This is a genomic window from Rhodococcus sp. SJ-3 (assembly GCF_051918125.1).
GTDB lineage: Bacteria > Actinomycetota > Actinomycetes > Mycobacteriales > Mycobacteriaceae > Rhodococcus.
Window position 1 is genome coordinate 5,143,755 of the sequence record NZ_CM123306.1, and the last position, 24,832, is coordinate 5,168,586.

Below are 24,832 nucleotides of genomic sequence, written 5' to 3' on the forward strand. Positions count from 1 at the left end.
TTAGACATTTGGAGGTTTCACCTCGTTGTACGCGATGCGGAGTGCGTGGGTGTCGCCGACGCGCCCCAATAGATTGGCGAGGGTGTAATCTGCGCGTCTCGTATGCGTTTGGGATCGCTCTTCTGAGAAGATTTCTCCGTACGCGCGGAGGTTTCCCTCGTCGTCGAAGAGTGCTGTGAAGTCACGACGAGTGCTCTCCGGGAAGTCTTGAACAGCTGCGAGTGCGAAGTAGCTGAGGCGCTCAAAATTGGGGCGATTCACCTGCACTTCGGCTGCAGGGTCCGGCTTTGGTCCGATCACGGTTTCTTTCAAGGGCTCTCCGCCGGCGGAAATAGTATCGAAGAGCAGATCAGTTCCCGGGAGCACATGACCTCCGAGCCACGTCACGGCGTTGTACGCATTCGCTTTCTGTTCGTAGACAGCCAAGTCTCGGGCGGCTTCGTCGTCGTACCGGTCTTGCATCGACATTTCGATGCCCTTGTCGGTCAACGCCAGGAGCTGACCAGCGTTGGCGAGCTGCTGATTCGAGTTCGGAGCATCGGGATCTTCACCGAATCGGATCTGGGCTGCTACAGACTCTCGCATTGCATGCGACTGGAAGTGTGTCCCCGCCTCCTCATCGGTGCTCAATACGGCAAAGACGTTGACGGATCCGCGATAGCTTCCAGAACCCTCGGGGTCCGTCCACCCTTCGATGTCGAACCCAGGACGATCAGGCACTTCGACGCTGACGAGGCTCGGGATGTACGGGGTCATGCTGTGGGAAATGGTGCGGACCAGTTCGGGATTCACCTCGCCGATGGATTGATGGTTCGTCCCGGGGATGCTCGACATCTGCTGCCACGCCGCATCCGTGCTCATCGCCGACGCGACCGCCGACATGATCTGTCCGCTCCTGGCCGCCTCTGCAACATCGACGGCATCGTTCGGATCCTGCACGGCGCCTTCGAGTTCGTCGAAGTGGAACATCGACTGCACCGTGGATTCGTCAGACCACGAGTGGGTGAGGACGTCTCGTACGAATTCGGATCCGTTCGGGTCGGTGACTGCCTGCTCGATGGCAACTCGATCGTCGGAGACGGCTGCGAATATCGGGTCGAGGTACGGATCTCCAGGGGTGTGGCCGTCGACCTCGAAGATGGTCATGTTGCCTTGGGGATCCTGATCGTGTGTGACTTGTGCATCGAGATACTCGCGACCGGCAGCGAGGAGCTGCTTGTCGAGCTCGCTGCCGTTGCGGTACTCGCCGTCCCCTGCGGAGACGATCGATGCGATTGCATCCGCATCCGGAACGCCGTGGAGAGTGGTCTGCCGCAGGGCAGTTCCTCCCATCGACTCGACACTGTGGACCACGCAGTCCTCCCGCGACAACGAGTCGCGGATGCCTTCGGGGAGGAGGTCGATGCCGCCTCGGGCGGGGACCTCGGGGTCTCCGCTGGTCGCGACGGTGACGGTGTCGGTCGAGATGATCTGCAGCGAGTTGGCCAGAGCTGCCCGTGCTTCCTCCGGCAGGGGCGACATCAACTGTTCCAGCTCGCGTGGGCTGAGGGTGTCGAGTGAGCGGGCGACGGTGTTGAGATACTCCATCTGAGAGGCCGGAATCGAGGTAGGTTCGCCAGCGCGCAGGTCGGTGAGTTGCTCGGGCGTGAGAGTTCCCGATTCGACGATGCGGTGCAGGGTTTCGGGGCCGACATCGCCGGCTGCGAGGGCAGCGGCGTCTGCCGTGGCCTGGGTGTCGCCGAGTGCGGCCGCGGAGGTGAATGCGAGTCGCAGGCTGGTACGCGCCTCTTCAAGGCTGCGCGTCAGGTCGAAATCTGCTTGTTCGGCGAGGCCGGCATAACGCTGAAGGTTGGTCTGTAGTCCCGCCCGGAGCGCTTCGCGGTCTGCGTCATTCTCGGTGCGGGGGTCGATCACTTCGAGGTTGTCGGTGATGGTGAAGCAGTTCTCCTGGGCGGTGGCCAGAGCATCGCGCGCAACGTCGAGGTTGCCTTTGATCGCGTGGTACCCGGTGGTGATCGTTTCGGCTACGCGTTCGAGGGTGTCGACGATGGTGCGTGCGGTGGTGCGGTCGTTGTGTGCGCGCTCGAAGGCCGCTTCGGCGGCCACACCTTCCCAGTACTGGCCGTCGATCTTCTCGACGGAGGCGACGTACGTGTCGAAGAGTGCTTCGATACTGGTCCCGAGGCTCAACCACCCGTCACGCCAGGTGAGCAGTGATCCGGGCGTCCAGTTCTCGACCTGGGTTCGAGTCGGCGTCACGCTTCGCTGTTCGTGGTCCAGGCACCGGTGGCCGACAGGTAGGTCGCGGCGAGGTGTTGCGCCACGTCGTCGTCGGCGTTTCTGTACTGAACTACGGCCTGACGCATGACGTCGGCGGTTTCCTCGAACCGTTCGGTGACGGCAGCGACCAGCGCTGTGTCGAGTAGGTCGGTGGAGATACTGATGACGGCCCGAACCGACGACAGGCTCGTTGCCGGAGCGTCGATCCAGGGCTCGTGCGGTATGACCTTCAATGTTTCGGCGCTTCGTGCGAGTTGGTCGAGCCGGCCCGACAGGTGTGAGAGTCGATCAAGATCAACTCTCAAGGCATGATTCGGCATGTGTCCCCCTTGACAGCGATGGAGAGTAGCAGAGCGGTCGGACCGACGGATCACCCTGCACTGGTGCGACTGGGTGAATGCAGGATCGGCAGTCCGCGAATGGGTCACGACGTTGACGCTGTCGAGTCTCGAGAACCGTGGCGGAATGACTCGAGCCTTTCGGAATCACACAGAACCGCCTGGCCACGATCATCGGTGTGCCGCGCCTGCGGCCACATTCAGGACGCTGATCGTCCTATATTCGCGACACACTCGCATCATGAGCGAAATCAATTCGACCACGGGACAGCCCGATCAGGCCGACATCACCGACTATGACGATCCGAATGCGCCGTGGAACCAGGCCTGGGACAAGGAAGGCAGCATCGCGAATTGGAACGATGACGTGATCAAGGAATTCCGGGAGAACTCGGGCAAGGTGGGCGGTGCTTACGCAGGCGGGGATCTCATCCTGCTCACCACCACGGGAGCCAAGAGCGGCAAGCGGCACACGACTCCGTTGGGGCCTCTGTACCGGGGCGACACCATGTTTGTCAGCTCGTTCATCGAGGACAAGTACCCGGCCTGGTGGTACAACATCAAAGCGAATCCTCAGGTCACCATCGAGCTCCGGGACACCACCTACCAGGCGACCGGCAGGGCTCTCGAAGGCGCGGACTACGACGAGTTCGCGAGCTGGGTGCTGGCCAACAACCCGTTGCTGGCGGACTTCCAGTCCAAGATCGACCGGCCCATGCCGCTGGTTGTGCTGACTCCGAACGTGAGGTCCGAGCACTCCTGAGAACTCCCGGCGGCACTGCCTTCAGTTGCACTGCGCCGTGTGCTGCGGCCAATACCCGCCAGCCTCGATCTTCCTGGCTGTGTGTCAGGTCGTAGCCCAGCTCGGATCGGCAACTCGAAGATCTCGGAGGTTCACGAGGTGGACCGGAACATAAGGTGGCCGAGCACGATTCGCTTCTGCATCGCCGGATCTTGCAGTGTCAGCCGGGAAGAACCACTGCCACTACACTCGGTGCGGTGCTCATCTGGATAAACGGTGCATTCGGTGCAGGCAAGACGCAGACCGCGTTCGAATTGCATCGCCGTGCTCCATCCTCACATGTCGCGGATCCCGAGTTCATCGGATTCGCACTCCACAAGATGCTTCCTGCCCACGCACGGGGCGACTTCCAAGACCGACCTCAGTGGCGGTCGGCCGTCGTCAGGACGCTTGCTGACGCGGTGGCCGTAAGCGACGGACCGGTCATCGTTCCGATGACGCTCGTGAACCCGGCCTACTTCGACGAGATCATGACCGGACTGTCGGCCGAGAACGTCGACGTCAGGCACTTTTCCCTCATCGCATCGCCCGAGACTCTGCGGCAACGGTTGCGGACACGCAGCGGCTATTGGCTCGGTCGTCTTGCGGGGAGGGAAGACACTTGGGCGCTGCGCCAGATCCCTCGCTGTGTGCAGGCGCTCGCTTCTGAGCGGTTCGATGAACACATAGGCACCGATGGCCGCGCCGTGGACGAGGTTGTCGAGGACATTGCGCGACGCACGGGCTTGGACCTGATCCACGACAGGATGAACGGCGCTCGCTACCAGCTTCGGCGCGCTGCGGTCGGTGTGCGTCACATCAGAATCTGAGTACGACCGTCAGCGCCATGCGGCAACAGCGATCCATGGTGACGCTCACGTCGTCGCGAGCATGGTGGCCCAGGTGACTACCCTCGAAGCATGGCTGCAATCCCGGATTCACCAGTAGACGCGCACACGGCGACATTCGGCTTCGAGAGCACGTTCGTCGACGAACTGGGCGACCTCAGTGTGTCGTGGCAGGGTGCCGAGGTTCCGGATCCGACGCTGCTCGTGCTCAACGACCAGCTCGCAGCGCAGCTGCGGTTGGATGAAGGCACACTGCGCAGCGACGAGGGAATCGCCGTCCTGTCCGGGGCCGCGACACCGTCCGACGCGACACCGGTCGCCATGGCGTACGCGGGTCACCAGTTCGGCGGATACGCCCCGCTCCTCGGAGACGGGAGGGCGCTGCTGCTCGGCGAACTCGTGGACCGCGACGGCCGGCGGACGGATCTGCATCTCAAAGGGTCGGGACCGACGCCCTTCTCCCGTGGCGGCGACGGGTTCGCGGTGGTAGGCCCGATGCTGCGCGAATACCTGGTCAGCGAGGCCATGTTTGCCTTGGGTGTCCCCACCACGCGCGCCCTGTCGGTGGTCGCGACAGGCCGCCCCGTCCACCGCAACGGTGCCGAGCCCGGTGCCGTGCTGGCCCGGGTCGCTGCCAGTCATCTGCGGGTGGGCACGTTCGAACTCGCGGTCCGGCAGGGTGAGATTCTGCAGACCCTCGCCGACTACGCGATCGCACGTCATTACCCGAACCTGGTCGAATTGCCCGCGGAAGGAGAGGGGAATCGCTACCTGGCATTCCTCGAAGCAGTCGTCGATGCTCAGGCATCGCTGGTGGCGCGGTGGATGCACATCGGCTTCGTGCACGGAGTGATGAACACCGACAACACGACGATCTCGGGGGAGACCATCGACTACGGCCCGTGTGCCTTCCTCGATGCTTACGACCCCTCCGCGGTGTTCAGCTCGATCGATCAGGGTGGCCGCTACGCGTTCGGCAACCAGCCCATCGTCCTGAAATGGAATCTGGCGCGATTCGCCGAAACCCTGTTGACGCTGGTCGCCTCCACCCCGGACGATGCGATCACGGCCGCCACTGCGGTGCTCGAGACATTCGACGAATGCTACGAGCATCACTACAGGAACGGTATGGCCGCCAAGCTCGGTCTGCCCGTCGAGGTCGCCGACCGGGCGCTGATCGACGATCTGCTGACCGCGATGGCCGAGCACCGTATGGATTGGACCGGCACTTTCCGTGCTCTCGCAGACGAACTCCGCAGCAACTCGGAGCCACTCGACGTTCTTGGGGCGCGTGAGCACCTCGACCCGTGGCTGGGTCGGTGGCGTAGTGCTCTCGGGACCCGCAGCTGCGCTGAGACGGCGGACGCGATGGATCGCGTCAATCCGCTCTACATTCCGCGCAACCACCAGGTCGACGCTGCACTGCGCGCGGCGACCGCCGGTGACCTCGCTCCGTTCCAGGCACTGTTGGATGCGGTGACGCATCCGTTCGAACGCCGGGACGAGTGGGCGGTTTACACATCCCCGGCATCCAGCGAGTTCACTGAGAACTTCCGGACGTTCTGCGGCACCTGATCGATTTCATGTGCACTGCACGCTCGGCGTTCACGTCGTCACGGTCCGCGCAGTCGGTGATTACGCGCGATCAGAAGGGAACGGCTGCCAGCTCCGAGTCCGAGAGGCGCCACTGTGCCGCAGCGACATTCGACGATGCGATACTCAGGATCTTTCCTTCTGCCTGTAGTGCGCCGAGTGCGCCCAGTGCTAGGAGTGGTCCGCTGTCGCCGAGTCGTCGGAAATCCCTGCGGGTCCCTCTTCAGCGTGCACGTTGTGTCGGCAGCCGCCTCGTGACAGTGATCAAGTCAGGCGACGGCGACAGCCGGATGGAGGAACGCATCGTCGTAATCGCGCTGGGCGAGTGTGGTCTTCCCGGCCCGAAGCTTGCGTTGACGCTCCGTGAGGGTGGGATCATCGGTGCCGAAAAAGCCGGTGTCGAACGAATTGCGGCCGGGGGGAAACCGGCCGTGGCGCAGCCCCTCGGTCAGGATTCGGCAGTATTCCTCGACGCGCGCTGCCTCCTCCGCGTCGTACGGTGCGTATGAGGCGCCGAAATCGGTGGTGCCGCCGACGAGGTACTCCCTCGCGGCATCGTCGAGGTCCCAGAACAGGCGCAGCGCCAGTGCCCGATCGCACCGCGGGTGACGGATGACGGCGAGCGGTACCTCGAAGCCTTCGTCCCAGTTGTAGTGGCTCATGAGCTCCCACAGTCGGAACTCGTCGGCAAGCGATGCGACCCGATCGGCGAGGCTTCCGTGGTCGTCGGGGTCGTGGTTCAGAACCAGTTCGACGGCGGGGTGCATGACACCGTCCTTCAGGTGAGTCTCCAGGGCCCGCACCGGGCCGGAGAATGGTCGAGTCGATTCGCGAGACTACCGAACCGAGAAAGAGGACGCCCTGCGGGCGGCAGTGCTCGACCGTACCGAGACCCTGCGGGTCCCTGAGCTTGCCTTCGGCCCCTTCCCCAACGCTGCCCGGTCGCCATGCCCCGATAGACCGTCTCGGCCAACGCTTCTGGCCCCACGTCGGAGGTGACGTGTGGCTGTGCGTTGGACCCGGTCGTTCGTGTCGACCCTCACGAGCGGGTGCTCCACCGCCAGCTGTGGAGACGAAGGTACTGGCGCCCAGTCGGTTTCACGCACGGGAATGGCACCCCTGCGCGCAGCGTCGAAGCGCTGACGTCGGACCTGAAGGAGATGAGCGACGAATACTCCGACATGCCGCGGCTACCGGACCGGCCCGCGCACACGTCGCAGCACAAACACCGCCAGCCTCTCGACCTTGTCGGTCGAGAGGCTGGCGAGAATCAGGACGTCAGCGAAGACCCCGGCGGGGTGAGACGAAGAGGGTCGGTATCGAAGACCGAACCAGAAGAAGCGCCCCCTGGGGGCGTGTGGATAGACTCCACCCTACGGTGCATGACAGTTCCGTTCTGTCGTGTGCCCAGACCCCGGTCGGTGTTGGTAGCACCCTCCGGGGTCGACCTGTTTTCAGGTTGGTGCGGGAATCGTCCCATGTGGCGGGGGAGGCGTCAACTCGAATGTATGTTCGTGTCGCGATCGCCGAGTGCAGGGTGGAGTGCCGTCGGAGCCGAACGCGCGGCCGATCAGCGTGACCGCGCGGCATCGCTTTTCGACACTCCGGTTAATCTTCTCAGCGAACGCGCACAGCCTGTGTTGGATGACCGAGGGAGATGACGATGGTTGCACTGACCCCCGGCACGGTCTTCGCTGGATACAAGATCGAACGACTGCTGGGTGCCGGCGGTATGGGATCGGTGTATCTGGCAGACCATCCACGGCTGCCCAGGAAGATCGCGCTGAAACTCCTGCACAGGTCGCTGACCCAGGACCAGCATGCGAGCGCCCTGTTCGAACGCGAAGCCGACCATGCGGCGCGACTGGACCACCCGAACATCGTTTCCGTCCTCGATCGTGGACGCGAGGGTGATCAGCTCTGGATCGCGATGCAGTACGTCGCCGGTATGAACGCATCCGAAGCCATGGCGCAGGGGCGACTCGAGCCCGAGCGGGCCGTTCGTGTCATCGGTGAAATCGCGAAGGCTCTCGACTACGCACACGACAACGGTGTTTTGCACCGCGACGTGAAGCCGGCGAACATGCTGCTCGAAGAAGCGGGCCCGGGACGATCGGGACGCGTCCTATTGACGGACTTCGGCATCGCCAAAGCCCTCGTCGAGACGGCATTCCACACCAAGACGGGAATGATGCTCGCGAGCCTGCACTACGCGGCTCCCGAGCAGTTCGAGGGAGCGACGCTCGACGGTCGTGCAGACATCTATTCATTGGGGTGCAGTCTTTTCCATCTGTTGACCGGCGAGCCGCCGTATCCGGGCGATTCCTTGCCGCAATTGATGCACGCACATCTGGGTGGCCGGATACCGGCACCGAGTTGGATCGTTCCGAGCCTGCCCATCGAACTCAATCGGGTGGTGGCGCGGGCGATGGCCAAGAACCGCGAAGACCGCTATCCCACGTGTGTGGCGTTTGCCGACGCCGCAGCCGAGGCAATCATGTCGTCTGTGCGGCGCGCGAATCCGACCAAGGTGTTCGATTCCACAGCCTCGTACTCGGAGCAGTTCGGGAGTCCGTATCAGTCCACCCAGACGCCCCAACCGGTGACCGCGCAGGTAGTTGTGAAGGAGCCGGTGCACACTCCCGAGCCTGTGCTCGTGCAGGAACCGCCGGTTGCTCCCGCGGCTCCTCCGGAGACCCCTGTGACGCCACCGGTTGCGGGCGGTGGCGCGGTCGAGAAGCAGCCGACGACCCGGAAAACCGGGTGGGGTAAGAAAATGCTGGCAGTCGCGGTGATCGTTCTGCTCGCCCTCGTCGTTATCATCCTCGGAATGAACAAGTTCGCGTCGTCGGACTCCGATTCACCCGCGTCGGTGATCCCCTCCACGGTGATGATGGGCGCGGACGGCGCCGAGTACACGGTGTCGGGAAGTCTTCTGGAGAAGTACTACACTGCCGATGCCTCCCAGAAAGCCGACCTCGGGCAGCCGTTGGGTGCCGAGAAGACCAATCCCGACGGCAAGTATCAATGGTTCGTCGGTGGCGTGATCATTCAGAAGACAGGCAATCCCGCATACATCGTGTGGGGCGAAATACGGAACAAGTGGAACGAACTCGGCGGCAGCCAGGGCGCTTTGGGCTACCCCACCAGCGATGAGATCGATGTCGACGGTGTGAAGGTCAGCACGTTCGAGAACGGCTCGGTCATGTTCGACCAGGGTGTCGTCACCGTCCGATGATCGCGCCAGCACGGCGGAATCGGTATGCAGCGGCAGACAACCGAGGTTGCGCGGGCGCGCGTCAGTCCTGCACGAGCCGAGTGCGGGCAGTCGTGTTGTCTTTCCAATACTCCTCACGAATATGACGCTTGTAGAGCTTGCCGTTCGGATCGCGGGGCAACTCGTGCACGAAGTCGATGCTGCGCGGGCATTTGTAGGAAGCGAGCTCGCGGTGACAGTACGACAGGAGCTCGTCCGCGAGGGCGTCGGTGGCGGCATCGGGCTCGACCAACTGCACGACCGCCTTCACCGCTTCGCCCATCTCGTCGTCGGGAATTCCGATGACGGCCACATCGAGCACCGCGGGGTGCCCGATCAGAATGTTCTCGGTCTCCTGCGGGTAGATGTTCACCCCGCCTGAAATGATCATCAGGGCTTGTCGGTCGGTGAGGTAGAGATAGCCTTCGTCGTCGACATATCCCATGTCGCCGAGGGTGCGCCATCCGTTCGGGTGGGTCACTCCCGCGGTCTTGTCGGGGTCGTTGTGGTATTCGAAGGGGCGCCCGCCGTCGAAGTACACGACACCGACCTCGCCGACCGGAAGTTCCTCGCCGTCCTCACCGACGATATGGCAGATTTGCATCGGCCTGCCGACCGATCCGGGGTGCGTGAGCCACTCCTGCGACGAGATCTGGGTGGCTCCGACATCCTCGGTTCCGGAATAGTATTCGTGAATGATCGGCCCCATCCACTCGATCATCCGATATTTCACCGAGACCGGGCACGGGGCAGCGCCGTGGGTGACTTCCTGAAGCGACGACAGATCGTATGCCGCCCGGTCCTCGTCGGACAGCTTGAGCATCCGCACGAACATTGTCGGCACGAACTGTGCGTAGGTGACGCGGTGTTGATCGATGAGCTCGAGACACCGGACCGGATCGAACCGTTCCATCACGACGACCGCGGCACCGAGTCGTTGCGCAGACATGCAGAAGACCAGGGGAGAGCCGTGGTACAGCGGGGCGGGCGACAGGTACACGCTGCCGGCGGTGATTCCTCGCGCGGCGATGCCCTGGGCGACCTGGGAGGTCGGCGAGGCAGGGTCGCCGAAGGGAGTGGCCGGAAGTGGTTTGCGAACACCTTTGGGACGCCCGGTGGTACCCGACGAGTACAGCATCTCGCGGCCTTCGACGCTGTCGTCGAGCGACAGCGGATCGTTGCTGTCGAGGATCGACGCGTAGTCGTAGAAACCGGGCAGTGCGCCGTCGGTGCACACGCGGACGCCGATGCTCGCCAGATCGATACCGTCGATGACGTCGGACATCGATACGGTCGCGATCAGGGCGGCCGAGCCGGAATCATCGAGGATGTACTGAACCTCGGCCGGTCGCAGGTGTCGATTGATCGCCGTGTAATACAACCCGGAACGCTGAGCAGCCCAAGCGACTTCGAGGAACGCGCGCGAGTTCTCCATGAGGATGGCGATGTGGTCGCCGATGGTGAGTCCCTGAGCGCGGAGATATGTGGCGAACCGCGCCGACCGGTCGTCGAGCTCCCGGTAGGTGACCACATCTCCCTCGCCCATGATGATGGCGGGCGCGTCCGGGGTGCGCAGGGCGTGGGCGGTAGGAGTCAGTGCGATCTCCGTCGGTTCGGCCGCGGCTGCTGTCATCAGTGCCTCCCAGGTTCGGCATGCGCATGAGAATATGATTCTGTTTTGTGAGAGTATCGTTTCTAACCGGTCCGGGCCACCCCGGTTTCAGCACTGAGCCGAACCGGCGCTCGTGCAGTCGCTCCAGTGGAGGAGTCCAGATGTCGAACTTCATCCGTCGCAGACCGGAGAGCCGCAGCACGATGTTGGTGCCGGTGCTCGTCGCGGTTATGGCCCTGGTGTTGGGAGCATGCGGGGGCGGGGGAACAACGGGCAACGCCGAAACTGATGCGGATACCGGCGACCCGATCCAGGGTGGGACGGTCACCGTCGTGCAGGGCGGTGAGCCGCGTTCGCTCGATCCGGCCACTCTCGTCAACGCGTGGGTCTCGAACAGTCTCATCGGCAATGCCCTGTACGGAACGCTACTGGTCAACGATCCCGAGACACTCGAGATCACGCCGGTGCTCGCCGAGTCGTTCGACACCGCCGACGGTGGCGCAACCTTCGAACTGGCACTGCGCGACGGCCTACGTTTCACCGACGGAACCGCCTACGATGCCGAAGCCGTCCGCTACAACTGGGAGCGGATGCGCGACGAAGCTTCCGGGTCACCATCTTTGATCCAGGCCTCGCAGATCGCCGCCCTCGAGGTGACCGACTCCCTCACGCTGCGGGTGACCTTGCAGTCACCCAACCCGCACTACGCCCAGTCCGTGGTGTGGAGCGGTCTGAACTGGATTGCCTCCCCGGCGGCGCTCGAGGCCGGACGGCAGGCATTCGACGACGATCCCGTCGGGGCCGGCCCGTTCACCATGGCAGAGTGGCGGCGACAGGACCGGATCATGCTGGAGCGCAACGTCGAATTCGAGCCTGCGCCCTACCTGGACGGCATCGAACTGGTCCACAACGGCGACACGAACCAACGCATCAACGCCGTGGTCTCCGGCCAAGCCGGTCTTGCCATCGAGGGGAGCTGGGCGTCGCTCGGACGCGCCGAGGACGCCGGCCTCCGCACCCTCGTCGAACCCACCGGTGGCGGGCAGTTTCTGGCGCTGAACACGCGTCGTGCGCCGTTCGACGACGAACGCGCTCGAAGGGCACTCGCGCTCGCCATCGACATCGACGCCCTGAACGAGGTGGTCTTCGCGGGGCGTGCGGAACTACCACGGGCCCTGTTCGACGAGTCCTCACCGTTCTATGCAAACATTCCGATCCCTGCGCACGATCCGGACGCAGCCCAGAAGCTGTTCGACGAACTCGCCGCAGAGGGCAAGCCTGTGTCGTTCACCTTCCTGGCCTACACCTCGGTCGAGAACAAGGCCATCGCCGAGGCCGTCCAAGCGCAGCTCAGCACGTTCGACGGCGTCGACGTCCGGGTGGAGGTCCTGGATTTCACCTCAGCTCTGCCACGGCTGAACACTTACGATTTCGATGTGGCGATCACGTCGGCGACGATCCTCGACCCCGACACCGCGCTATGGGCAAATTTCCACGGCGACTCTCCCGGGAACTTCGCGGGTATCGATGACCCTGAGCTCAACGCTGCCATCGACGAAGGCCGGACAGCCGACCAGTTGGACGACCGCAGTGCGGCCTATGCGACCGCGCAGCAGCGGATCGTCGATCTGAATCCCGCAGTCTGGTATATCCGCACCGCGCCTGCCGCCGTTGTCGGTGAGGGAGTACACGGTGTGCAGATGTACGGGATGGGCTCGATCCGACCGGAGTTGCTGTGGACAACGGGATAGTCCGCGGTGTCTCCGTGGCGGATTACGGATTGTCGAGAAGACGGAGGAGTGACGGCGACAATGCAGGCCCGGACGCGACACGCCGCTTGATCATGTTGACCAGCGCGTAACCTCCCGGTGTCGGTGTGCGGTGTGTTTCCTCGTAGCCGAACCGGGCGTAGAGCCGTAGGTTGCCGCGACTGTGTTCACCTGTGAACAGGTGGAGTTCCTGGACCTGGTCGGGAAGGTTCTTTTCGACGAATTCGAGGAGTCGGCTCCCGCGGCCTTCGCCCTGCATGTCCGGTGCTACGACGAGCCGCCCCACCTCTGCGGTGTGAGACTCCGTCGGAGAGAACCGGACACGCACGGCCGCGAGGAGCCGCGCACCTCCCACACGCAATCCGAACGCGGTCACCTCCGGGTCGACGAGTCCCCTCGCGAGTTCGTCGAGTGACTGGGTCAGTGGCGGAAGGCTCAGGTCTTTGTGGGCTTGCGCCTCGGTGACGTACGCCGCGCGTTGCAACGTGAATAGCTCACCGGCATCCTGCACCGACAACCTCACGATCGATTCCGTCGATGTTGTCACCGCTGCTCATCCGACAGTGCAGAGTCCCGTGAGCACACGAGCATCTCGTTGCCGCCGATCTGGAATTCGTAGTCGACGCTGCGGATCTCGGTGGTGATGCCATCGTCGGCGAGCCGGTCTCGCAAGACCTCGAGATTCGGGTATCTGTTCGATCCCATGCCGACGAGCGGGAAGATTCGTACCTCGGTCGCGGCGACGCGCATGAGCTCGCACACGGCGCGGTGGTGGAACGACAGGTCGAGCCGGTCTGCGTAGCTGAACAGAAAATGGGAGCTGAGCACAAGATCGAAACGTTCGTCGGTGAACGGCAGTCGAGGTAGCGCACCGGCGATGTAACGCTCAGGGTGCGCGCGGTGATGGTCCGCGAACCGATGTCCGGAGGCGCTACGGGAGGACGAGTGATGCTCCGGATCGGTGAAGAAAGTCCACATGTACTCGTCCGAATGGGTGCGGCAGTAGCGGTTGCCACGTTCGGTTCCCCGCTGCCCGAGAGCAGCGAGCGCATCCGCTGTGTACTGCCCATACACTGGATCGCACGCGGTTACGTCGCCACCGGCGGCACACACCTCGGCGGTGAAACTGGCGGTGCCACCGGGACAATCGAGGATTTGACGGCGCAGGTCGGCCGGGGAGAGAGCGAACATCGCGCTGTACTCCGTCATCGACCGGGAGGACACCAAGATGTCGCCGATGACGTTCGGTGGGGCAGTGGTGCCGGTGGTTGATCGAGGGTCGCTAGGCATAGAAGGAACTCCATAGGATTGGGAGCCTGCCTGCGCGGACATCCGGCGTGATCAACAGGGCCGAGCCGCCAGCGCAGGCGACTCGGGACACACGCAAGCGTCACGGCCGCAGTAGCGGCCGCCACCAGTTACGTGCAGCGGACAACACCCCGACACAGTAGCGGACTCATCGGCCCGTGAGGATCCCTTGGGACTGAGGCCTAGCACATCGGCATAGCGCATCGGCCTCATCACGACGATGCTGCCGCTCGGCGCTGTTGACGACGACCACCCTTCCCGTCGTGCTTCCGCCGGCCCGGGATTCGATGCGCCCGCCGTCGCAATGCCAATTCGTGTTGGAGACGTTCGGCCGACAACTTTCCCGACCCGTGAATGCGGGTGCCGTCGGCCTGTTCGACTACTGTCGCCATCCGCCTGCCCTTCTCTTTCCTGCGTCAATGAACAGGAAAGTATGGCGTACTCGGTGCCGCCGGGGCACGTGAATTTCTGCGGTAATCAGTCGCGGGGGAAACTCTGGGCCGTCGGCTCCGGAGACGATGGTCGCACGGCGAGTCCTTGCGCGGTCGCCGCGTCGCGCACCGCGTCTATCACCAATTGCAGCGGTTGCCGATGGAGATCCGAGCCTCGATACGCTATGGAAATCGTCCGCATCAGCGGTTCGGCGAGTGCGACGACCTCGATTCCCGGAGGACGCAGAGTCAGACCCAGATCGGAGACGAGGGTGACGCCCAGGCCTGCCGCGACCATCGCCAGCGCGGTCGCCTGCTCGCCGACCTCATGGTTGATCCGAGGCTCGAATCCGTAACGTTGACAGGCCAGACGCACTGCGCGCCCGAAATGGGACCGGGGTCCGGCAAGGATCCAGGGGTGCTCTGCGAGATCTGTCAGCGTCATGGTCCTGGCCGAGGCTGTGCCCTGAGGTAACGCGGCGTGCAGTCGCTCCACCGCGATGACCACCCTGGTCAGTTCCGGATCCCACGGCATCGGATAGTCCGAGTAGTCGATGACGAACGAGAAGTCCAGCGTGCCGTCCAGCACCGCGCCCGCCGTCTCCTCCGGTGCGAGTTCTTTCGTCCGCACCTCGATACCGGGATAGTCGGCGGCCAGCAACATCAGCGCATTCGGGAGCAGGCTCGACGCGACAGATGCCCAGACACCCCCCGTCAATCGAGCATTGACTCCATCCTGTGCCCGCTCGAGGGCGGTGGTGGCGCGCTCCACCGACCGCATGATCTCCTCGGCATGCTCGGCAAGGATCAGGCCCGCTTCGGTAAGCTGCACCCGCCGGCCGCGTCGCTCGAAAAGCTTTGCCCCGACCTCACGTTCGAGCAGAGTGAGCTGCTGTGACACGGCGGATGTGGTGTAATGCAAGGCCTGCGCCGCAGCCGTCACCGTGCCTCGGCGATGCAACTCCCGAAGCATCCGCAACCGTCGCAGAGACAGCTCCATGTCGTCAGGGTAGGCGCTGTGAAGTAACCGTGAACGCAATCCTTCAGGTTTCGTAACTGGACGCCGCATCATCAGCGAAGGCACCCTGACGCTATCGGCCGACCATCTGCGGTGCCGACAACTTTCTGAGGATGAGTGGGGTGACTCGGGTGACCACAACAATGGAACGCGGATTCGGGGCAGGCCCGAACGACCGAGAAGGTGGCAACCGTGAGCCACTGTTGCGCATGACCTGGACCGACCCCCTCACCGGAGCTCACGGCTACCTCGTCGTGCACACGTCGGTCTCCGGCATGTCGACCGGGGGTACGCGCATGCGGGCGGGCTGCACGATGTCCGAGGTCGAGGATCTCGCCAGAGGCATGGCAGCGAAGACCGCCGTGTTCGACCTACCGGTCGGGGGTGCGAAAGGTGGCATCGATTTCGATCCGAAGGATCCTCGCGCCGTCGGGGTTCTCGAACGGTTCTGCCAGGCGATGCGGCCGTGGCTCGATACCCACTGGGTGACCGCTGAGGATCTCGGGGTGCCACAGCACCTCCTCGACGAAGTCTTCGGGAGGCTCGGCCTGCAGCAGTCCTATCACGCGGCGATCGGGCGGTCAGCGGACCCTGAGCGGACGCTGCATCGGGTTCACGGCGCATTGAACGCCCCGGTCCCCGGTGGTTTTCTGCTCGGTGATGTGGTCGGCGGTTACGGTGTCGCGCAGGCCTGCATCGGCACGATGCACGCCCAGGGCTGGGTTCCGTCCGAGACCACGGTGGCGATCCAGGGTGTCGGCACCATGGGCGGCGGCGCCGCTTGGTACCTGCATGAAGCCGGCGTACGCGTGATAGCTGTCGCTGATGCCCTCGGCACGTTGTACTGCGCTGACGGAGTGGACGTTCCGGCGTTGCTCGATCTGCGAGACGGATACGGCGAAATCGACAGGTCCCGCGTCCCGTCGAATGTGCAGCAATGGCCGGTCGAGGCTGTGATCGGTGTTGCGGCAGATATTTTCGTGCCTGCCGCGATCTCTTACGCGATCACCACCGACAACGTCGACCAGGTTGCGGCGAAGGTCGTGATCGAAGCAGCCAACGCCGCGACCACACCGGAAGCCGAGACGGTCCTCACCGGCCGGGGTATTCCCGTCGTACCGGACTTCGTCGCCAATTCCGGTGCCGTCGCGTGGGCGTGGTGGGTGCTGCTCGGTCACGTCGGTGTGGACCCCGAAGACTCGTTCTTGCGTTTGCGGACCGAAATGCTGGCCAAGGTCGCGATACTGCTCGAACGGTGGGTCCTGTACGGAGCGGCGCCGCGTCAGACCGCGTGGGAACTGGTTGCGGCGCACCACAGTGCGTCGGTGCCTGCTGATCCCCTCGCGGTGCAGATGCTCACCATCCCGTGAATGGTGCGTGTGCTTTCGGCTGGAAGGTTGTGCCGGTCACCTGACACGCTGTGGACGGCGATCCGCGGAAGATCCGAGGACCGGATTCCGAGGAGACGTGGTGCGCAGGACAGTTCTGGTTGTGGCCGCCTCGACGGTCTTGGCAGCGTCGGCCGCAGCGGGCACACAGGCAGGGTGCAGCGCATCCGGCTCCGAGACGGCTGCAGTCGTCGCCGGCCGTGAGGAGCGAGGTGGGGAAGCGGTGCCGAGTCGAGGCGTGGTCCGCAGCTGGGATGTCGAGCACATGCAGGGCGTGATCGACAGCGACGACGTACCCGGTGGATGCCACGTCAGCTTCGGAGCCGTCGCGGTGGACGGGTTCCCTGCCCTGGCACAGGGTCAGCAGGTGGAGTTCGAGTGGACTCGCCTCGACACGGCGGACAAGGGCTTCGCATACGAATGTGTGCGAGCGTGGCCGGTCGGACAACAGCCATTCATCAGACCGACCCCTTTCGGGGCGCGAGCGTGGTCGCTCCACTCCGACGGCAGCATCGAGGAGCTGGTTCCCGACCCCTCGGAGCCGGTTCCGTCCGTAGCTCGGATCACCGGCCACACCACCGGCACGGTCCGGATGTGGAACGACGAGGAAGGCTGGGGAGTCATCGATTCCGAGCAGACCCCTGGTGGTTGCTGGGCCCACTTCAGCAACATCGTCGGCGACGGCTTTCGCAGTGTGCAGGTCGGAGCGACCGTCATGCTGGATTGGGAGCAGGTCACCGATCAGGACGGTTACCGGTATCGCGCGACTCGGGTAGAGCAGCAGCCGAGCTGAAGCTGGGCACTATCGCGGACTGCACCACGTCTGGTCGACGCCCGCGGCCGGGTCGTGGCGCAGCGGTACTGGATATCGGAACGGGCTCCGATAACGGGCACTCCCGGCTCTTTGTCCTCGACGAGGAGGGACATCTGCGCCTCGGCCCGCCCCTGTCTCCGCTGCCCGGCTCCTTCTTCGTCGGGGATGATCCTCCGAGATTGGTCGATCCGCGAGGTCGGCAGGTGACGATCCGCCATGACTTGACCGTCGGTGACGTCGAAGCTGCTGCAGTAAGAGGACATTCGGGCGGCACCGCTGGTCCATGGGTGTGGGTCGTGCATCATGCGAGCGATGATCCGAACATCGAGCCGAATCCTCTCAGCGATTGGTACTGCCTGCTGTCGATACTCGATCGGGTCAGTTTCGCCCTGCAGTGCCGCCTGGCGGTTCGTTCGCCGTACCCGGAGGTGTCCTATGACGGCGGCGGGCTGATCTGGATCGTCGCCGGAGAGGTATGGGTCGTGGATCCGCGCTCGCCGGGACCGGTGCAACACCTCCCTACCGACCGGCTCGCCGGAAAGTAGATCTTCCTGTCGCTCCTCTGGTGGGTTCCCGCGCAGGGTATCTCGTCGGCCCCGCGTCCTGGCACGTACCGTCACCAGGGCACACGGGTGCCCTGGTGACGGTGGCTGTGTTCTGTTTACGTGGAGCTCAAGCGACCAGATCCGGTCTGTTCCCCGGTATCGGTGTGCGGAACAGGTCCACACTCGCCGGCGGAATGAACTGCGGCCGGCGTTCTTCGGTGAGTTCGACGTCCCAGCCGGTGTGATGCATCAACCGGTGATGATGCCCGCACAACAGCACCAGATTATCCAGATCGGTGCTACCACCATCGACCCAATGATCGATGTGATGGGCGTCGGCCCATGCCGGGGGTGTGGTGCACCCCGGAAATGCGCATCCGCCGTCGCGGACCGCGAGGGCGCGTCGCTGCGCGGTGGTGGCGGAGCGGTGCGTGCGTCCGTGTGCGAGGGGTACTCCGTGGTCGTCGAGCAGGATGCGGGTGATCTGGCAGTCGCAGGCGAGCATCCGGGCGGTGTCGAGGGAGAGTGGTCCGGCCCAGGGTTCGGTGGCGTAGCCGTGTTCGGGGCTGTGGGTGAACAGTTCTTTCACCGCAGTGTTGGTGGTGAGGTCTTTGATCGAGGCGGTGATCGACAGGTGGGGTTTCACGCTGCCTTCGACGGGAACGACTCCGGTGGTCTCGACCAGGTGCAGCAACTGTGCGAAGGCGTCGGCGTGGCGTTTCGAGGCGGGTCGGTCATCTGTGATGCCGTTCGTTTCGGGGCGGGGTGCTGCCAGGGGTGAGAGCAGGTGCCGCAGGCGTGCGCCGGTGACTGCGTCGAGGTCGGCTTTGATCACGATGCGTCCGTGGAGGGTGGTGGAGACGAACAGTTCGTTGCGGTCGGTGTCTTCGCCCGGTGGTGGGCCGTCGCCGGTGCCGAAGAGGTGTTCGAGTCGGTGGATCAGTGCCCGCACGGTGGCTTTGGTGGCGATGTTCTGGCTGGCGTGGTCGAGCAGGATGGTGCGGGCTTTGGTGAAGTCGCAGGGGTTCATGGTTGTGGGGTAGTGCTGGCAGAAGTAGGCGATCTGCCGGGCTTTCTCGGCGTCGAGCGCGCCTGCCGAGTAGGCGGCGTGGACTTCGGGTTCGAGTCGCAGGAGTTGCGCGAGTGACGTGATGCGCTGGCATTCGCCGATTTCGAGGTGTGTGGCTGCGGCGAGCCAGTGTGCGGGGCTGCGGTAGTCGTGTTCTTTCACTGTGTCGCGTTCGACCATCGCGATGATCAGGTCCACCCGCTGCACTTGCAGGGCATGGATGTCGGCGGAGATGGCGAGTGTCTCGGCCATCAGTTGTGTGTCGTTGAGTTTCCATAGGTCCCCACCCATGGAAACACTGTATCGAACTGATATTCGAGGTGCAAGGAAATTAGAACAAAGCTTCGATCCCTGTGAGATGCCTCCCTTGTGGTTGCGGGGCAAGTCGGGACCTCCGGCAGGCTCGGGTTCGAGGCAGGCAGACTGCAAGAGTTCGCCGGGGACATTCCCCGACGGGTCACGCGAACAACCAGGGGGTGACACGGCGAAAGTCTGAGCGCGGATTCGTCTGGTGCACACATTGATTCATCTCACGTGAGGGGTGGGCTGAATCGTGGCTGCCATCGGTCGGGCAGACTGGCTCACATGGGTACGCAAGGGAGCAAGTCGGGGGGCGCGACGCCTGCGGCAGTGGTGCAGAAGAACGAAAACGCAAGGATGCCACGGCCTTCGTGGCGGATGCCGTTGATCGGGGATGCAATGAGGCTCGATCCGAAGCGGCCAGTTCAGCGTGAGACGGAGTTCGTGCGCGAACTGGGGGATGTATTCGAGATCGATATCGTCGGCAGCAAGGTGATCGTGGTCGGGGGCGGAAATGCCGTGGCCGAGGTGTTCGACGAGTCCCGGTTCGCGAAGGCAGTCGTGCCCCCGGTGAAGAACCTACGCGACCTTGCAGGTGACGGGCTGTTCACGGCCTTCAACAGTGAGCCGGCATGGGCACAAGCCCACAACGTACTGATGCCCGCATTCAGCCAGGCGTCGATGCGCAACTACCACGACACGATGGCCCAGTGTGTCGAAGAACTGTGCGACTTCTGGACGGGTCGGCTCGATCGAGAGCCCTCGGATATTTCATCGGATATGAACCGGCTGACGTTGGAAGTGATCGGACGGGCAGGTTTCGGCTACTCCTTCGATTCGTTCGCAAATGAGCGCCACGAGTTCGTCGAAGCGATGACCCGAGCGTTGTCGTTCGCATCGAGAACCGCGAACGATGTACCCGTACTGAGAGAGATCTTCGGCTGGAAAGCGCTGCGGCAGAATCCGAAGGACATCGCTCTGTTGACGCATTCGGTCGATGGGATCATCGCCGCTCGTCGAGGCGGGAAGACGCCGAGGCAGGACGACCTGCTCCAGCGCATGCTCGAGTACCCTGATCCCGATACCGGCGAACTGCTCTCCGACCAGAGCATCCGTAATCAGGTGCTGACCTTCTTGATCGCAGGTCACGAGACGACCGCAGGCACATTGTCTTTCGCGCTGCACTATCTTTCTCTGAACGCCGATATCGTGGACAGGGCACGGGCGGAGATCGAGGACGTCGTCGGACGTGACGGCGCGGCGGTACAGTTCGAGCAGGTCGCGAAACTGCGATATGTGAGGCGGATCGTCGACGAGACCCTGCGGTTGTGGCCGGCAGGTCCGGCTTTCTTCCGCAAAGCACGTGCCGACACGACGCTGTCCGGGTATCCGATCGGAAAGGGTGCCACGATTCTGGTGGTCCTGCTTGCGTTGCACCGCGACCGTCGGTTGTGGGGTGAGGATGCGGACGAGTTCGATCCCGACAGGTTTCTTCCGGCTCACGTGCGTGCCCGCCCGGCGCATGCCTACAAACCGTTCGGAGTAGGGGCGCGGGCCTGCATCGGAAGGCAGTTCGCGCTGCACGAGGCGGTGCTCGCGCTCGCTCGAATCCTCATGCGGTTCGACGTAGTGCCCACTCCCGGATACGAATTGTCGGTGTCCGAAATGCTGACGATCAGGCCGGAGGACCTCCGGCTTCAGCTGCGTGCTCGGTGAACATGAGCCGACGCGAGACTGTGCGTAGCCGCTGCGCCCGGTCACCGGGATTCGTCGGAGCCGTTCCTTGTTTCGTTCCAGATCCAAGCATCAGTTCTCGTGAGGTCGATCATCGATTGGTCTGCTGAGTGCGGTGGGAGGGGGCTTAGTCTCGTCGTGCGCGCGCAGATCGACACGCCGCGCGCCGCATGTGGCGCACCGCACGTAGAGTACAAGACCGATCGAGGTCGAGTGGCGGGATTCCACGCCCCATCCGTGTTCGTGCTGGACGGTGGGTACGGGTACGGGTACGGGTGCGGGATCGTGGAGGGTTTCGCGTGTGAGCATGCGTACCACCATGATGTAATGCCGTTATGCATCTCAACCCTTACGGAGAGTATGCGGTCGTCCTCGCTGCGTCACTGGCCAACGACTGGCCGGCCACGCGCGCCGAGATCGAGGCCCGAACCCGGGATGTCGGGATGACGATGGAATTCGCCGAGGGGCCCGACGATCATGCGCTCACCCGGGAGGTCATCGACGAGTGGCTGACCGTCGTCGATGCGTCCGATCCGCAGGAGCGCGCACGCCTGCTCAACGCACAGATGGCCACCGCCTCGGCGTATCCGCGACTGACGGATCATGACGGAGAGGGCTGGCACCTGCACTACCGCGCCGAAGAGAAATCTCTACCCGACGTACTCCGATCCATCATCAGTGTCGGCACGGCGCTGCATCTGACCACCCGCGGAATGCACCGTCTGGGGCGATGTGCTGCGGGGCAGGTTCCGGGTGATCCGTGCTCCGCTGTCGTTGTCGACATCACCCGCAATGGACGTCAGCGTTATTGCTCGGTGCGCTGCGCGAACCGCGATGCCGTCCGTCGGCATCGGGCGAGGGGTAGATCCGAGCGCTGAGTCGAGGCCGAGACGAGACGCGAGCCGATTCGCTTCGTCGCCACCTCGCCATTTCTTACTTTGGAGTAAGGTGGCGGGATGCAACCTGCGGTGACATCGACATACCGAACCTGGCTGAAGCTGCCGCGGGGTGCTGTGGGCTCCCTGCTCTTCTCGGTGGGGATGTGCGTGCGCGTCCCCTTCTTTGCGACGGTGCTACCCCGTGTCACCGCGCTCGAGCCGGGTCGCTGCGAGGTGCGAGCCCCGAAATGGTGGGGCGTACACAACCATCTCGGTACCTTCCACGCGATCGCCGCATGCAACCTCGCCGAAGCGGCCATGGGGATGCTCGCCGAGGCGACAGTGCCCTCGACGCATCGGTGGATCCCGAAGGCCATGTCCACCCGGTACCTCGCCAAGGCGGAATCCGGTCTCCGTGCGGTGGCCGAACTCGATTCGCTTCCGGATTTCGCGTCCATTACCGAAGGGCTGGAACTCGTTGTCCCCGTGCGTATCTACGACACAACCGGTGCGGAGGTCGTACACGCGGACATCACAATCTGGGTCACGCCGCGCTGACTCGCCCCGGCGCGACGTACGCTCTCGAAAAGACTCGCCGTGGAATCCACGTTTGCATAGTCAGCTGCATTTTCCGTGCGGCCACGAACTCGTTCTCGATTCGGAAGAAGACTCTGGGGATACACCGGTGTGTCTCGGCAATGCGCGGTACCGTCTCTCCTGGAACAGCATCATGCTGCACATCGCGCCAGGAGAAACCCATGCGTGAGAAAGCCGAGAGTCCCGGCGGGGCACGAGCGCTATTCGACCGACTCGCGACCGAGTACCGCCGCGATCCCGACATCGAGGTCGGCACGATGTTCCGCAGTCCAGGTCTGCGGATCGCAGGCAAGGTTTTCGCCTTCGTCGGCTCCGGCAGGTGTCTGATCGTCAAACTTCCACGGCATCGCGCACTGGAGATGCTCGACTCGGGACTTGCCGACGAAGTCACGATGGGCAAACGGACGATGAAGGAATGGGTGTCCCTCCCTGTCGACGACGATGATCTCGACGCAACGCTCGCCACGTGGCGTCAGGTCGCAGGCGAAGCGCTCGAATTCGTTGGCGGGACACCGTGCCGTGAGTCGAGTGATGAGTAGTCTGTGGGGCTTTGCCGTCGTTCGAGCTCGGCCCGGTGAGTTCCATTCGAATGCGGAGACCGCGTCCTCGTGAGTTCTTGACCTCGAGTGGACTCGAGGTTGCACCGTTGAGTCGTGGTGCGACACCGACAACGAGGAGGAATCACGATGCGACAAGTTCTGCCTGATCTGTGGGAAACACAACAAGACAACCCGTTTCCCGGTCTGACCACCCATGCCTACTTGTGGACCGGAAGCACCAACGTGCTGTTCTACTCGGTCGCAGGCGAGGCGGACTTCGCCGAATTGGAGCGACGAGGCGGGTTCACTGATCAATATCTGTCTCACCAGGACGAAGCGGGCCCGATGCTCGGAAGGATAGCCGAGCGGTTCGGTTCGAAGCTGCACGCATCCGCGGCCGAAGCCGACGCGATCGGCCCGCATGCACGCATCGACGTCCCGCTGACGAATCGGCACACCGACCGCAATGGGGTGGAGGTCATCCCGACACCGGGGCACACGGTGGGGAGCATCTGCTACCTGGTTCCGGGCGCGGACGGAGCCCGCTACCTGTTCACCGGCGACACACTGTTCGTCGGTGCCTCGGGAGAATGGACGGCAGGCTACATCGATGGCTACAGCGACTCCCGCGCCCTCGCCGAAAGCCTGCGGTTGCTGGGCACGCTCACGCCGGATGTGGTGATCTCGAGTGCGTTCCCCAGCGAGTCGGCGGTACATCGGATCGACCCCCAGCAATGGCAGGCCCACCTCGACCAGGCTCTGGTCGGGCTGTCCGGCGCCGTGACGCGCTGAGGTCGTCAGGCCGGGTCGAGCATGGCGGCTGCCGATGCGAGATCGGACTCTGCACCCGTGGTCAGGGCGTAGAGGGCGTATCCGATGGGGGACGCATCCCACAGATGTCCTGCCTGGGCTGCGAGCCCGGGGTGGGGGCGTCCTCCAGCGGCAGCGTAGGCGTCGATGGTGACGTGCAGCATCTCCTCGCCGGCGGCGCCGTATTGGGCGGCCAGATCGCGGGCCGGGTCGTCGACGCGAGCGGTGGTCCAGTCCAGGACCCCGGTGATCGCGCCGCTCTCGCCGAGCAGGACATGCGCCGGGTAGATCTCACCGTGCGTCATGACGGTGTCGTCCGGCCAGCAGATGTCGTCCTCGAGCCAGGTCTGCCACGCTCGGCTCAGAGCAGGCGCGATGGTGAAAGCCTCACTCACCCGCTCGATGTCGTCTCGCCACGCCTGGCGTACCCGGGCGGGACTGCGTACCTCGATGCCCGCGGCCCCGGCCTGTTGCGCGCCGATCGAGTGCAGGCGGGCCAACAGACGTCCCAACCGTTGGGCGTAGTCGGGGCTGGCGGGATCGATGTGCCAGACGGGTTCTCCGGTGCCGGTGAGAGTCAATCCGGGCGCGCCGGGCAGGGCAGGGTAGGCGATCAGCTCGGGGGTGCGGATCTGCCAGTGTGGGACGGCGATACCGTCCTCGGACAGGACGGGGGAGGCCAGATCGAGGATACGCATCTCGGCGGCCATGCCTGCCGACACATCGTCGCGGCGTGGTACGCGCAGCACCCAGCGCTGCCCGGTGTCGTCGGTGGCCATGACGACGCGGTAGTCCAGGCCCGCCTCGTTCACTGTGGCATCCGCAGCGGACAAGTGCAGGCCGTGCGCGGCGGCGAGCGAGATGGCGGCGGAGACGTCGAAGGAGGTCATGGCCCCACGATTTCATCTCTGTGTAGGCCGGGGC

22 protein-coding genes are annotated in these 24,832 nt (G+C 64.0%); 13 read left to right on the plus strand and 9 right to left on the minus strand.

The genetic code is table 11. From position 1 onward, the window contains the following. Together ACTDXD_RS24015 and ACTDXD_RS24020 are read right to left on the minus strand one after the other, a co-directional pair. Nucleotides 1–2,259 (minus strand): TPR repeat region-containing protein, encoded by a 2,259-nt coding sequence (locus tag ACTDXD_RS24015; protein ID WP_440124680.1) that lies wholly within the window; start codon nucleotides 2,257–2,259, stop codon nucleotides 1–3. Further along, on the minus strand, nucleotides 2,256–2,600 hold the full coding sequence (locus ACTDXD_RS24020; protein ID WP_440124681.1) for a hypothetical protein: 345 nt from the start codon (nucleotides 2,598–2,600) through the stop codon (nucleotides 2,256–2,258). The genes ACTDXD_RS24015 and ACTDXD_RS24020 overlap by 4 nt, the downstream gene beginning before the upstream one ends. A 259-nt stretch (nucleotides 2,601–2,859) precedes the next feature. On the opposite strand from ACTDXD_RS24020, the gene ACTDXD_RS24025 reads away from it, so the two are divergent. The 3 genes from ACTDXD_RS24025 (at nucleotide 2,860) to ACTDXD_RS24035 (ending at nucleotide 5,822) form a co-directional block, all read left to right on the plus strand. Continuing rightward, on the plus strand, nucleotides 2,860–3,381 hold the full coding sequence (locus tag ACTDXD_RS24025; RefSeq protein WP_440124682.1) for a nitroreductase/quinone reductase family protein: 522 nt from the start codon (nucleotides 2,860–2,862) through the stop codon (nucleotides 3,379–3,381). Nucleotides 3,382–3,617: 236 nt separating this feature from the next. Continuing rightward, the gene (locus tag ACTDXD_RS24030) at nucleotides 3,618–4,229 is read left to right on the plus strand and encodes an AAA family ATPase (RefSeq protein WP_440124683.1); all 612 of its coding nucleotides are present in this window, start codon (nucleotides 3,618–3,620) and stop codon (nucleotides 4,227–4,229) included. A 90-nt stretch (nucleotides 4,230–4,319) separates the two neighbouring features. Continuing rightward, complete coding sequence (locus tag ACTDXD_RS24035; RefSeq protein ID WP_440124684.1) at nucleotides 4,320–5,822, plus strand: protein adenylyltransferase SelO; 1,503 nt, start codon at nucleotides 4,320–4,322, stop codon at nucleotides 5,820–5,822. 287 nt (nucleotides 5,823–6,109) lie between these two features. On the opposite strand, the gene ACTDXD_RS24040 is transcribed toward ACTDXD_RS24035, so the two are convergent. Continuing rightward, nucleotides 6,110–6,607 (minus strand): DUF4274 domain-containing protein, encoded by a 498-nt coding sequence (locus ACTDXD_RS24040; RefSeq protein ID WP_440124685.1) that lies wholly within the window; start codon nucleotides 6,605–6,607, stop codon nucleotides 6,110–6,112. A gap of 896 nt (nucleotides 6,608–7,503) precedes the next feature. Between ACTDXD_RS24040 and ACTDXD_RS24045 the strand changes: the two genes are divergently transcribed. Then, entirely contained in the window at nucleotides 7,504–9,078 is a 1,575-nt protein-coding gene (locus tag ACTDXD_RS24045; RefSeq protein WP_440124686.1) for a protein kinase domain-containing protein, read from the plus strand. Between the two features lie 61 nt (nucleotides 9,079–9,139). On the opposite strand, the gene ACTDXD_RS24050 is transcribed toward ACTDXD_RS24045, so the two are convergent. Continuing rightward, the gene (locus tag ACTDXD_RS24050) at nucleotides 9,140–10,729 is read right to left on the minus strand and encodes an acyl-CoA synthetase (protein ID WP_440124687.1); all 1,590 of its coding nucleotides are present in this window, start codon (nucleotides 10,727–10,729) and stop codon (nucleotides 9,140–9,142) included. Nucleotides 10,730–10,869: 140 nt separating this feature from the next. Between ACTDXD_RS24050 and ACTDXD_RS24055 the strand changes: the two genes are divergently transcribed. After that, complete coding sequence (locus tag ACTDXD_RS24055) at nucleotides 10,870–12,459, plus strand: ABC transporter substrate-binding protein (RefSeq protein ID WP_440124688.1); 1,590 nt, start codon at nucleotides 10,870–10,872, stop codon at nucleotides 12,457–12,459. 22 nt (nucleotides 12,460–12,481) lie between these two features. Here ACTDXD_RS24055 and ACTDXD_RS24060 read toward each other — a convergent pair whose 3' ends face one another. From ACTDXD_RS24060 to ACTDXD_RS24070, 3 genes are all read right to left on the minus strand, one after another. Next, the gene (locus ACTDXD_RS24060; protein ID WP_440124689.1) at nucleotides 12,482–13,024 is read right to left on the minus strand and encodes a GNAT family N-acetyltransferase; all 543 of its coding nucleotides are present in this window, start codon (nucleotides 13,022–13,024) and stop codon (nucleotides 12,482–12,484) included. Beyond that, complete coding sequence (locus ACTDXD_RS24065) at nucleotides 13,021–13,767, minus strand: hypothetical protein (protein ID WP_440124690.1); 747 nt, start codon at nucleotides 13,765–13,767, stop codon at nucleotides 13,021–13,023. The genes ACTDXD_RS24060 and ACTDXD_RS24065 overlap by 4 nt, the downstream gene beginning before the upstream one ends. Nucleotides 13,768–14,262: 495 nt before the next feature. After that, entirely contained in the window at nucleotides 14,263–15,216 is a 954-nt protein-coding gene (locus ACTDXD_RS24070; protein ID WP_440124691.1) for a LysR substrate-binding domain-containing protein, read from the minus strand. A 149-nt stretch (nucleotides 15,217–15,365) separates the two neighbouring features. Here ACTDXD_RS24070 and ACTDXD_RS24075 point away from each other — a divergent pair, with 149 nt between their 5' ends. From ACTDXD_RS24075 to ACTDXD_RS24085, 3 genes are all read left to right on the plus strand, one after another. Further along, nucleotides 15,366–16,604 (plus strand): Glu/Leu/Phe/Val dehydrogenase dimerization domain-containing protein, encoded by a 1,239-nt coding sequence (locus ACTDXD_RS24075; RefSeq protein ID WP_440124692.1) that lies wholly within the window; start codon nucleotides 15,366–15,368, stop codon nucleotides 16,602–16,604. Between the two features lie 100 nt (nucleotides 16,605–16,704). Further along, the gene (locus tag ACTDXD_RS24080) at nucleotides 16,705–17,415 is read left to right on the plus strand and encodes a cold-shock protein (protein WP_440124693.1); all 711 of its coding nucleotides are present in this window, start codon (nucleotides 16,705–16,707) and stop codon (nucleotides 17,413–17,415) included. Between the two features lie 224 nt (nucleotides 17,416–17,639). Continuing rightward, nucleotides 17,640–17,981, plus strand: a complete 342-nt coding sequence (locus ACTDXD_RS24085; protein ID WP_440124694.1) for a hypothetical protein — start codon at nucleotides 17,640–17,642, stop codon at nucleotides 17,979–17,981. Between the two features lie 127 nt (nucleotides 17,982–18,108). On the opposite strand, the gene ACTDXD_RS24090 is transcribed toward ACTDXD_RS24085, so the two are convergent. After that, complete coding sequence (locus tag ACTDXD_RS24090) at nucleotides 18,109–19,341, minus strand: DUF222 domain-containing protein (protein ID WP_440124695.1); 1,233 nt, start codon at nucleotides 19,339–19,341, stop codon at nucleotides 18,109–18,111. Between the two features lie 366 nt (nucleotides 19,342–19,707). Here ACTDXD_RS24090 and ACTDXD_RS24095 point away from each other — a divergent pair, with 366 nt between their 5' ends. From ACTDXD_RS24095 to ACTDXD_RS24115, 5 genes are all read left to right on the plus strand, one after another. Beyond that, nucleotides 19,708–21,066, plus strand: coding sequence for a cytochrome P450 (locus ACTDXD_RS24095; protein WP_440127775.1), 1,359 nt, complete (start codon nucleotides 19,708–19,710; stop codon nucleotides 21,064–21,066). Between the two features lie 353 nt (nucleotides 21,067–21,419). Further along, nucleotides 21,420–21,962: a CGNR zinc finger domain-containing protein gene (locus ACTDXD_RS24100; protein WP_440124696.1), complete on the plus strand. Its 543-nt coding sequence runs from the start codon at nucleotides 21,420–21,422 to the stop codon at nucleotides 21,960–21,962. Between the two features lie 78 nt (nucleotides 21,963–22,040). Further along, nucleotides 22,041–22,520, plus strand: coding sequence for a hotdog fold domain-containing protein (locus ACTDXD_RS24105; protein WP_440124697.1), 480 nt, complete (start codon nucleotides 22,041–22,043; stop codon nucleotides 22,518–22,520). Nucleotides 22,521–22,720: 200 nt separating this feature from the next. Beyond that, nucleotides 22,721–23,098 carry a hypothetical protein gene (locus ACTDXD_RS24110; protein WP_440124698.1) on the plus strand — a complete coding sequence of 126 codons (378 nt, stop codon included), beginning with the start codon at nucleotides 22,721–22,723 and terminating at the stop codon, nucleotides 23,096–23,098. 147 nt (nucleotides 23,099–23,245) lie between these two features. Further along, on the plus strand, nucleotides 23,246–23,890 hold the full coding sequence (locus tag ACTDXD_RS24115; RefSeq protein ID WP_440124699.1) for an MBL fold metallo-hydrolase: 645 nt from the start codon (nucleotides 23,246–23,248) through the stop codon (nucleotides 23,888–23,890). Between the two features lie 5 nt (nucleotides 23,891–23,895). Here ACTDXD_RS24115 and ACTDXD_RS24120 read toward each other — a convergent pair whose 3' ends face one another. Further along, nucleotides 23,896–24,798 carry a macrolide 2'-phosphotransferase gene (locus tag ACTDXD_RS24120; RefSeq protein ID WP_440124700.1) on the minus strand — a complete coding sequence of 301 codons (903 nt, stop codon included), beginning with the start codon at nucleotides 24,796–24,798 and terminating at the stop codon, nucleotides 23,896–23,898. Nucleotides 24,799–24,832: the final 34 nt, after the last annotated feature.

What these genes read in the sequence shown, in the direction of transcription:
- ACTDXD_RS24100 (WP_440124696.1), top strand. Translation starts at nt 21,420, where the DNA reads ATGCATCTCAACCCTTACGGAGAGTATGCGGTCGTCCTCGCTGCGTCA.
- ACTDXD_RS24050 (WP_440124687.1), bottom strand. Translation starts at nt 10,729, where the DNA reads ATGACAGCAGCCGCGGCCGAACCGACGGAGATCGCACTGACTCCTACC.
- ACTDXD_RS24065 (WP_440124690.1), bottom strand. Translation starts at nt 13,767, where the DNA reads ATGCCTAGCGACCCTCGATCAACCACCGGCACCACTGCCCCACCGAAC.
- ACTDXD_RS24105 (WP_440124697.1), top strand. Translation starts at nt 22,041, where the DNA reads ATGCAACCTGCGGTGACATCGACATACCGAACCTGGCTGAAGCTGCCG.
- ACTDXD_RS24090 (WP_440124695.1), bottom strand. Translation starts at nt 19,341, where the DNA reads ATGGGTGGGGACCTATGGAAACTCAACGACACACAACTGATGGCCGAG.
- ACTDXD_RS24115 (WP_440124699.1), top strand. Translation starts at nt 23,246, where the DNA reads ATGCGACAAGTTCTGCCTGATCTGTGGGAAACACAACAAGACAACCCG.
- ACTDXD_RS24040 (WP_440124685.1), bottom strand. Translation starts at nt 6,607, where the DNA reads ATGCACCCCGCCGTCGAACTGGTTCTGAACCACGACCCCGACGACCAC.
- ACTDXD_RS24035 (WP_440124684.1), top strand. Translation starts at nt 4,320, where the DNA reads ATGGCTGCAATCCCGGATTCACCAGTAGACGCGCACACGGCGACATTC.
- ACTDXD_RS24055 (WP_440124688.1), top strand. Translation starts at nt 10,870, where the DNA reads ATGTCGAACTTCATCCGTCGCAGACCGGAGAGCCGCAGCACGATGTTG.
- ACTDXD_RS24120 (WP_440124700.1), bottom strand. Translation starts at nt 24,798, where the DNA reads ATGACCTCCTTCGACGTCTCCGCCGCCATCTCGCTCGCCGCCGCGCAC.
- ACTDXD_RS24095 (WP_440127775.1), top strand. Translation starts at nt 19,708, where the DNA reads ATGCCACGGCCTTCGTGGCGGATGCCGTTGATCGGGGATGCAATGAGG.
- ACTDXD_RS24020 (WP_440124681.1), bottom strand. Translation starts at nt 2,600, where the DNA reads ATGCCGAATCATGCCTTGAGAGTTGATCTTGATCGACTCTCACACCTG.
- ACTDXD_RS24025 (WP_440124682.1), top strand. Translation starts at nt 2,860, where the DNA reads ATGAGCGAAATCAATTCGACCACGGGACAGCCCGATCAGGCCGACATC.
- ACTDXD_RS24070 (WP_440124691.1), bottom strand. Translation starts at nt 15,216, where the DNA reads ATGGAGCTGTCTCTGCGACGGTTGCGGATGCTTCGGGAGTTGCATCGC.
- ACTDXD_RS24110 (WP_440124698.1), top strand. Translation starts at nt 22,721, where the DNA reads ATGCGTGAGAAAGCCGAGAGTCCCGGCGGGGCACGAGCGCTATTCGAC.
- ACTDXD_RS24045 (WP_440124686.1), top strand. Translation starts at nt 7,504, where the DNA reads ATGGTTGCACTGACCCCCGGCACGGTCTTCGCTGGATACAAGATCGAA.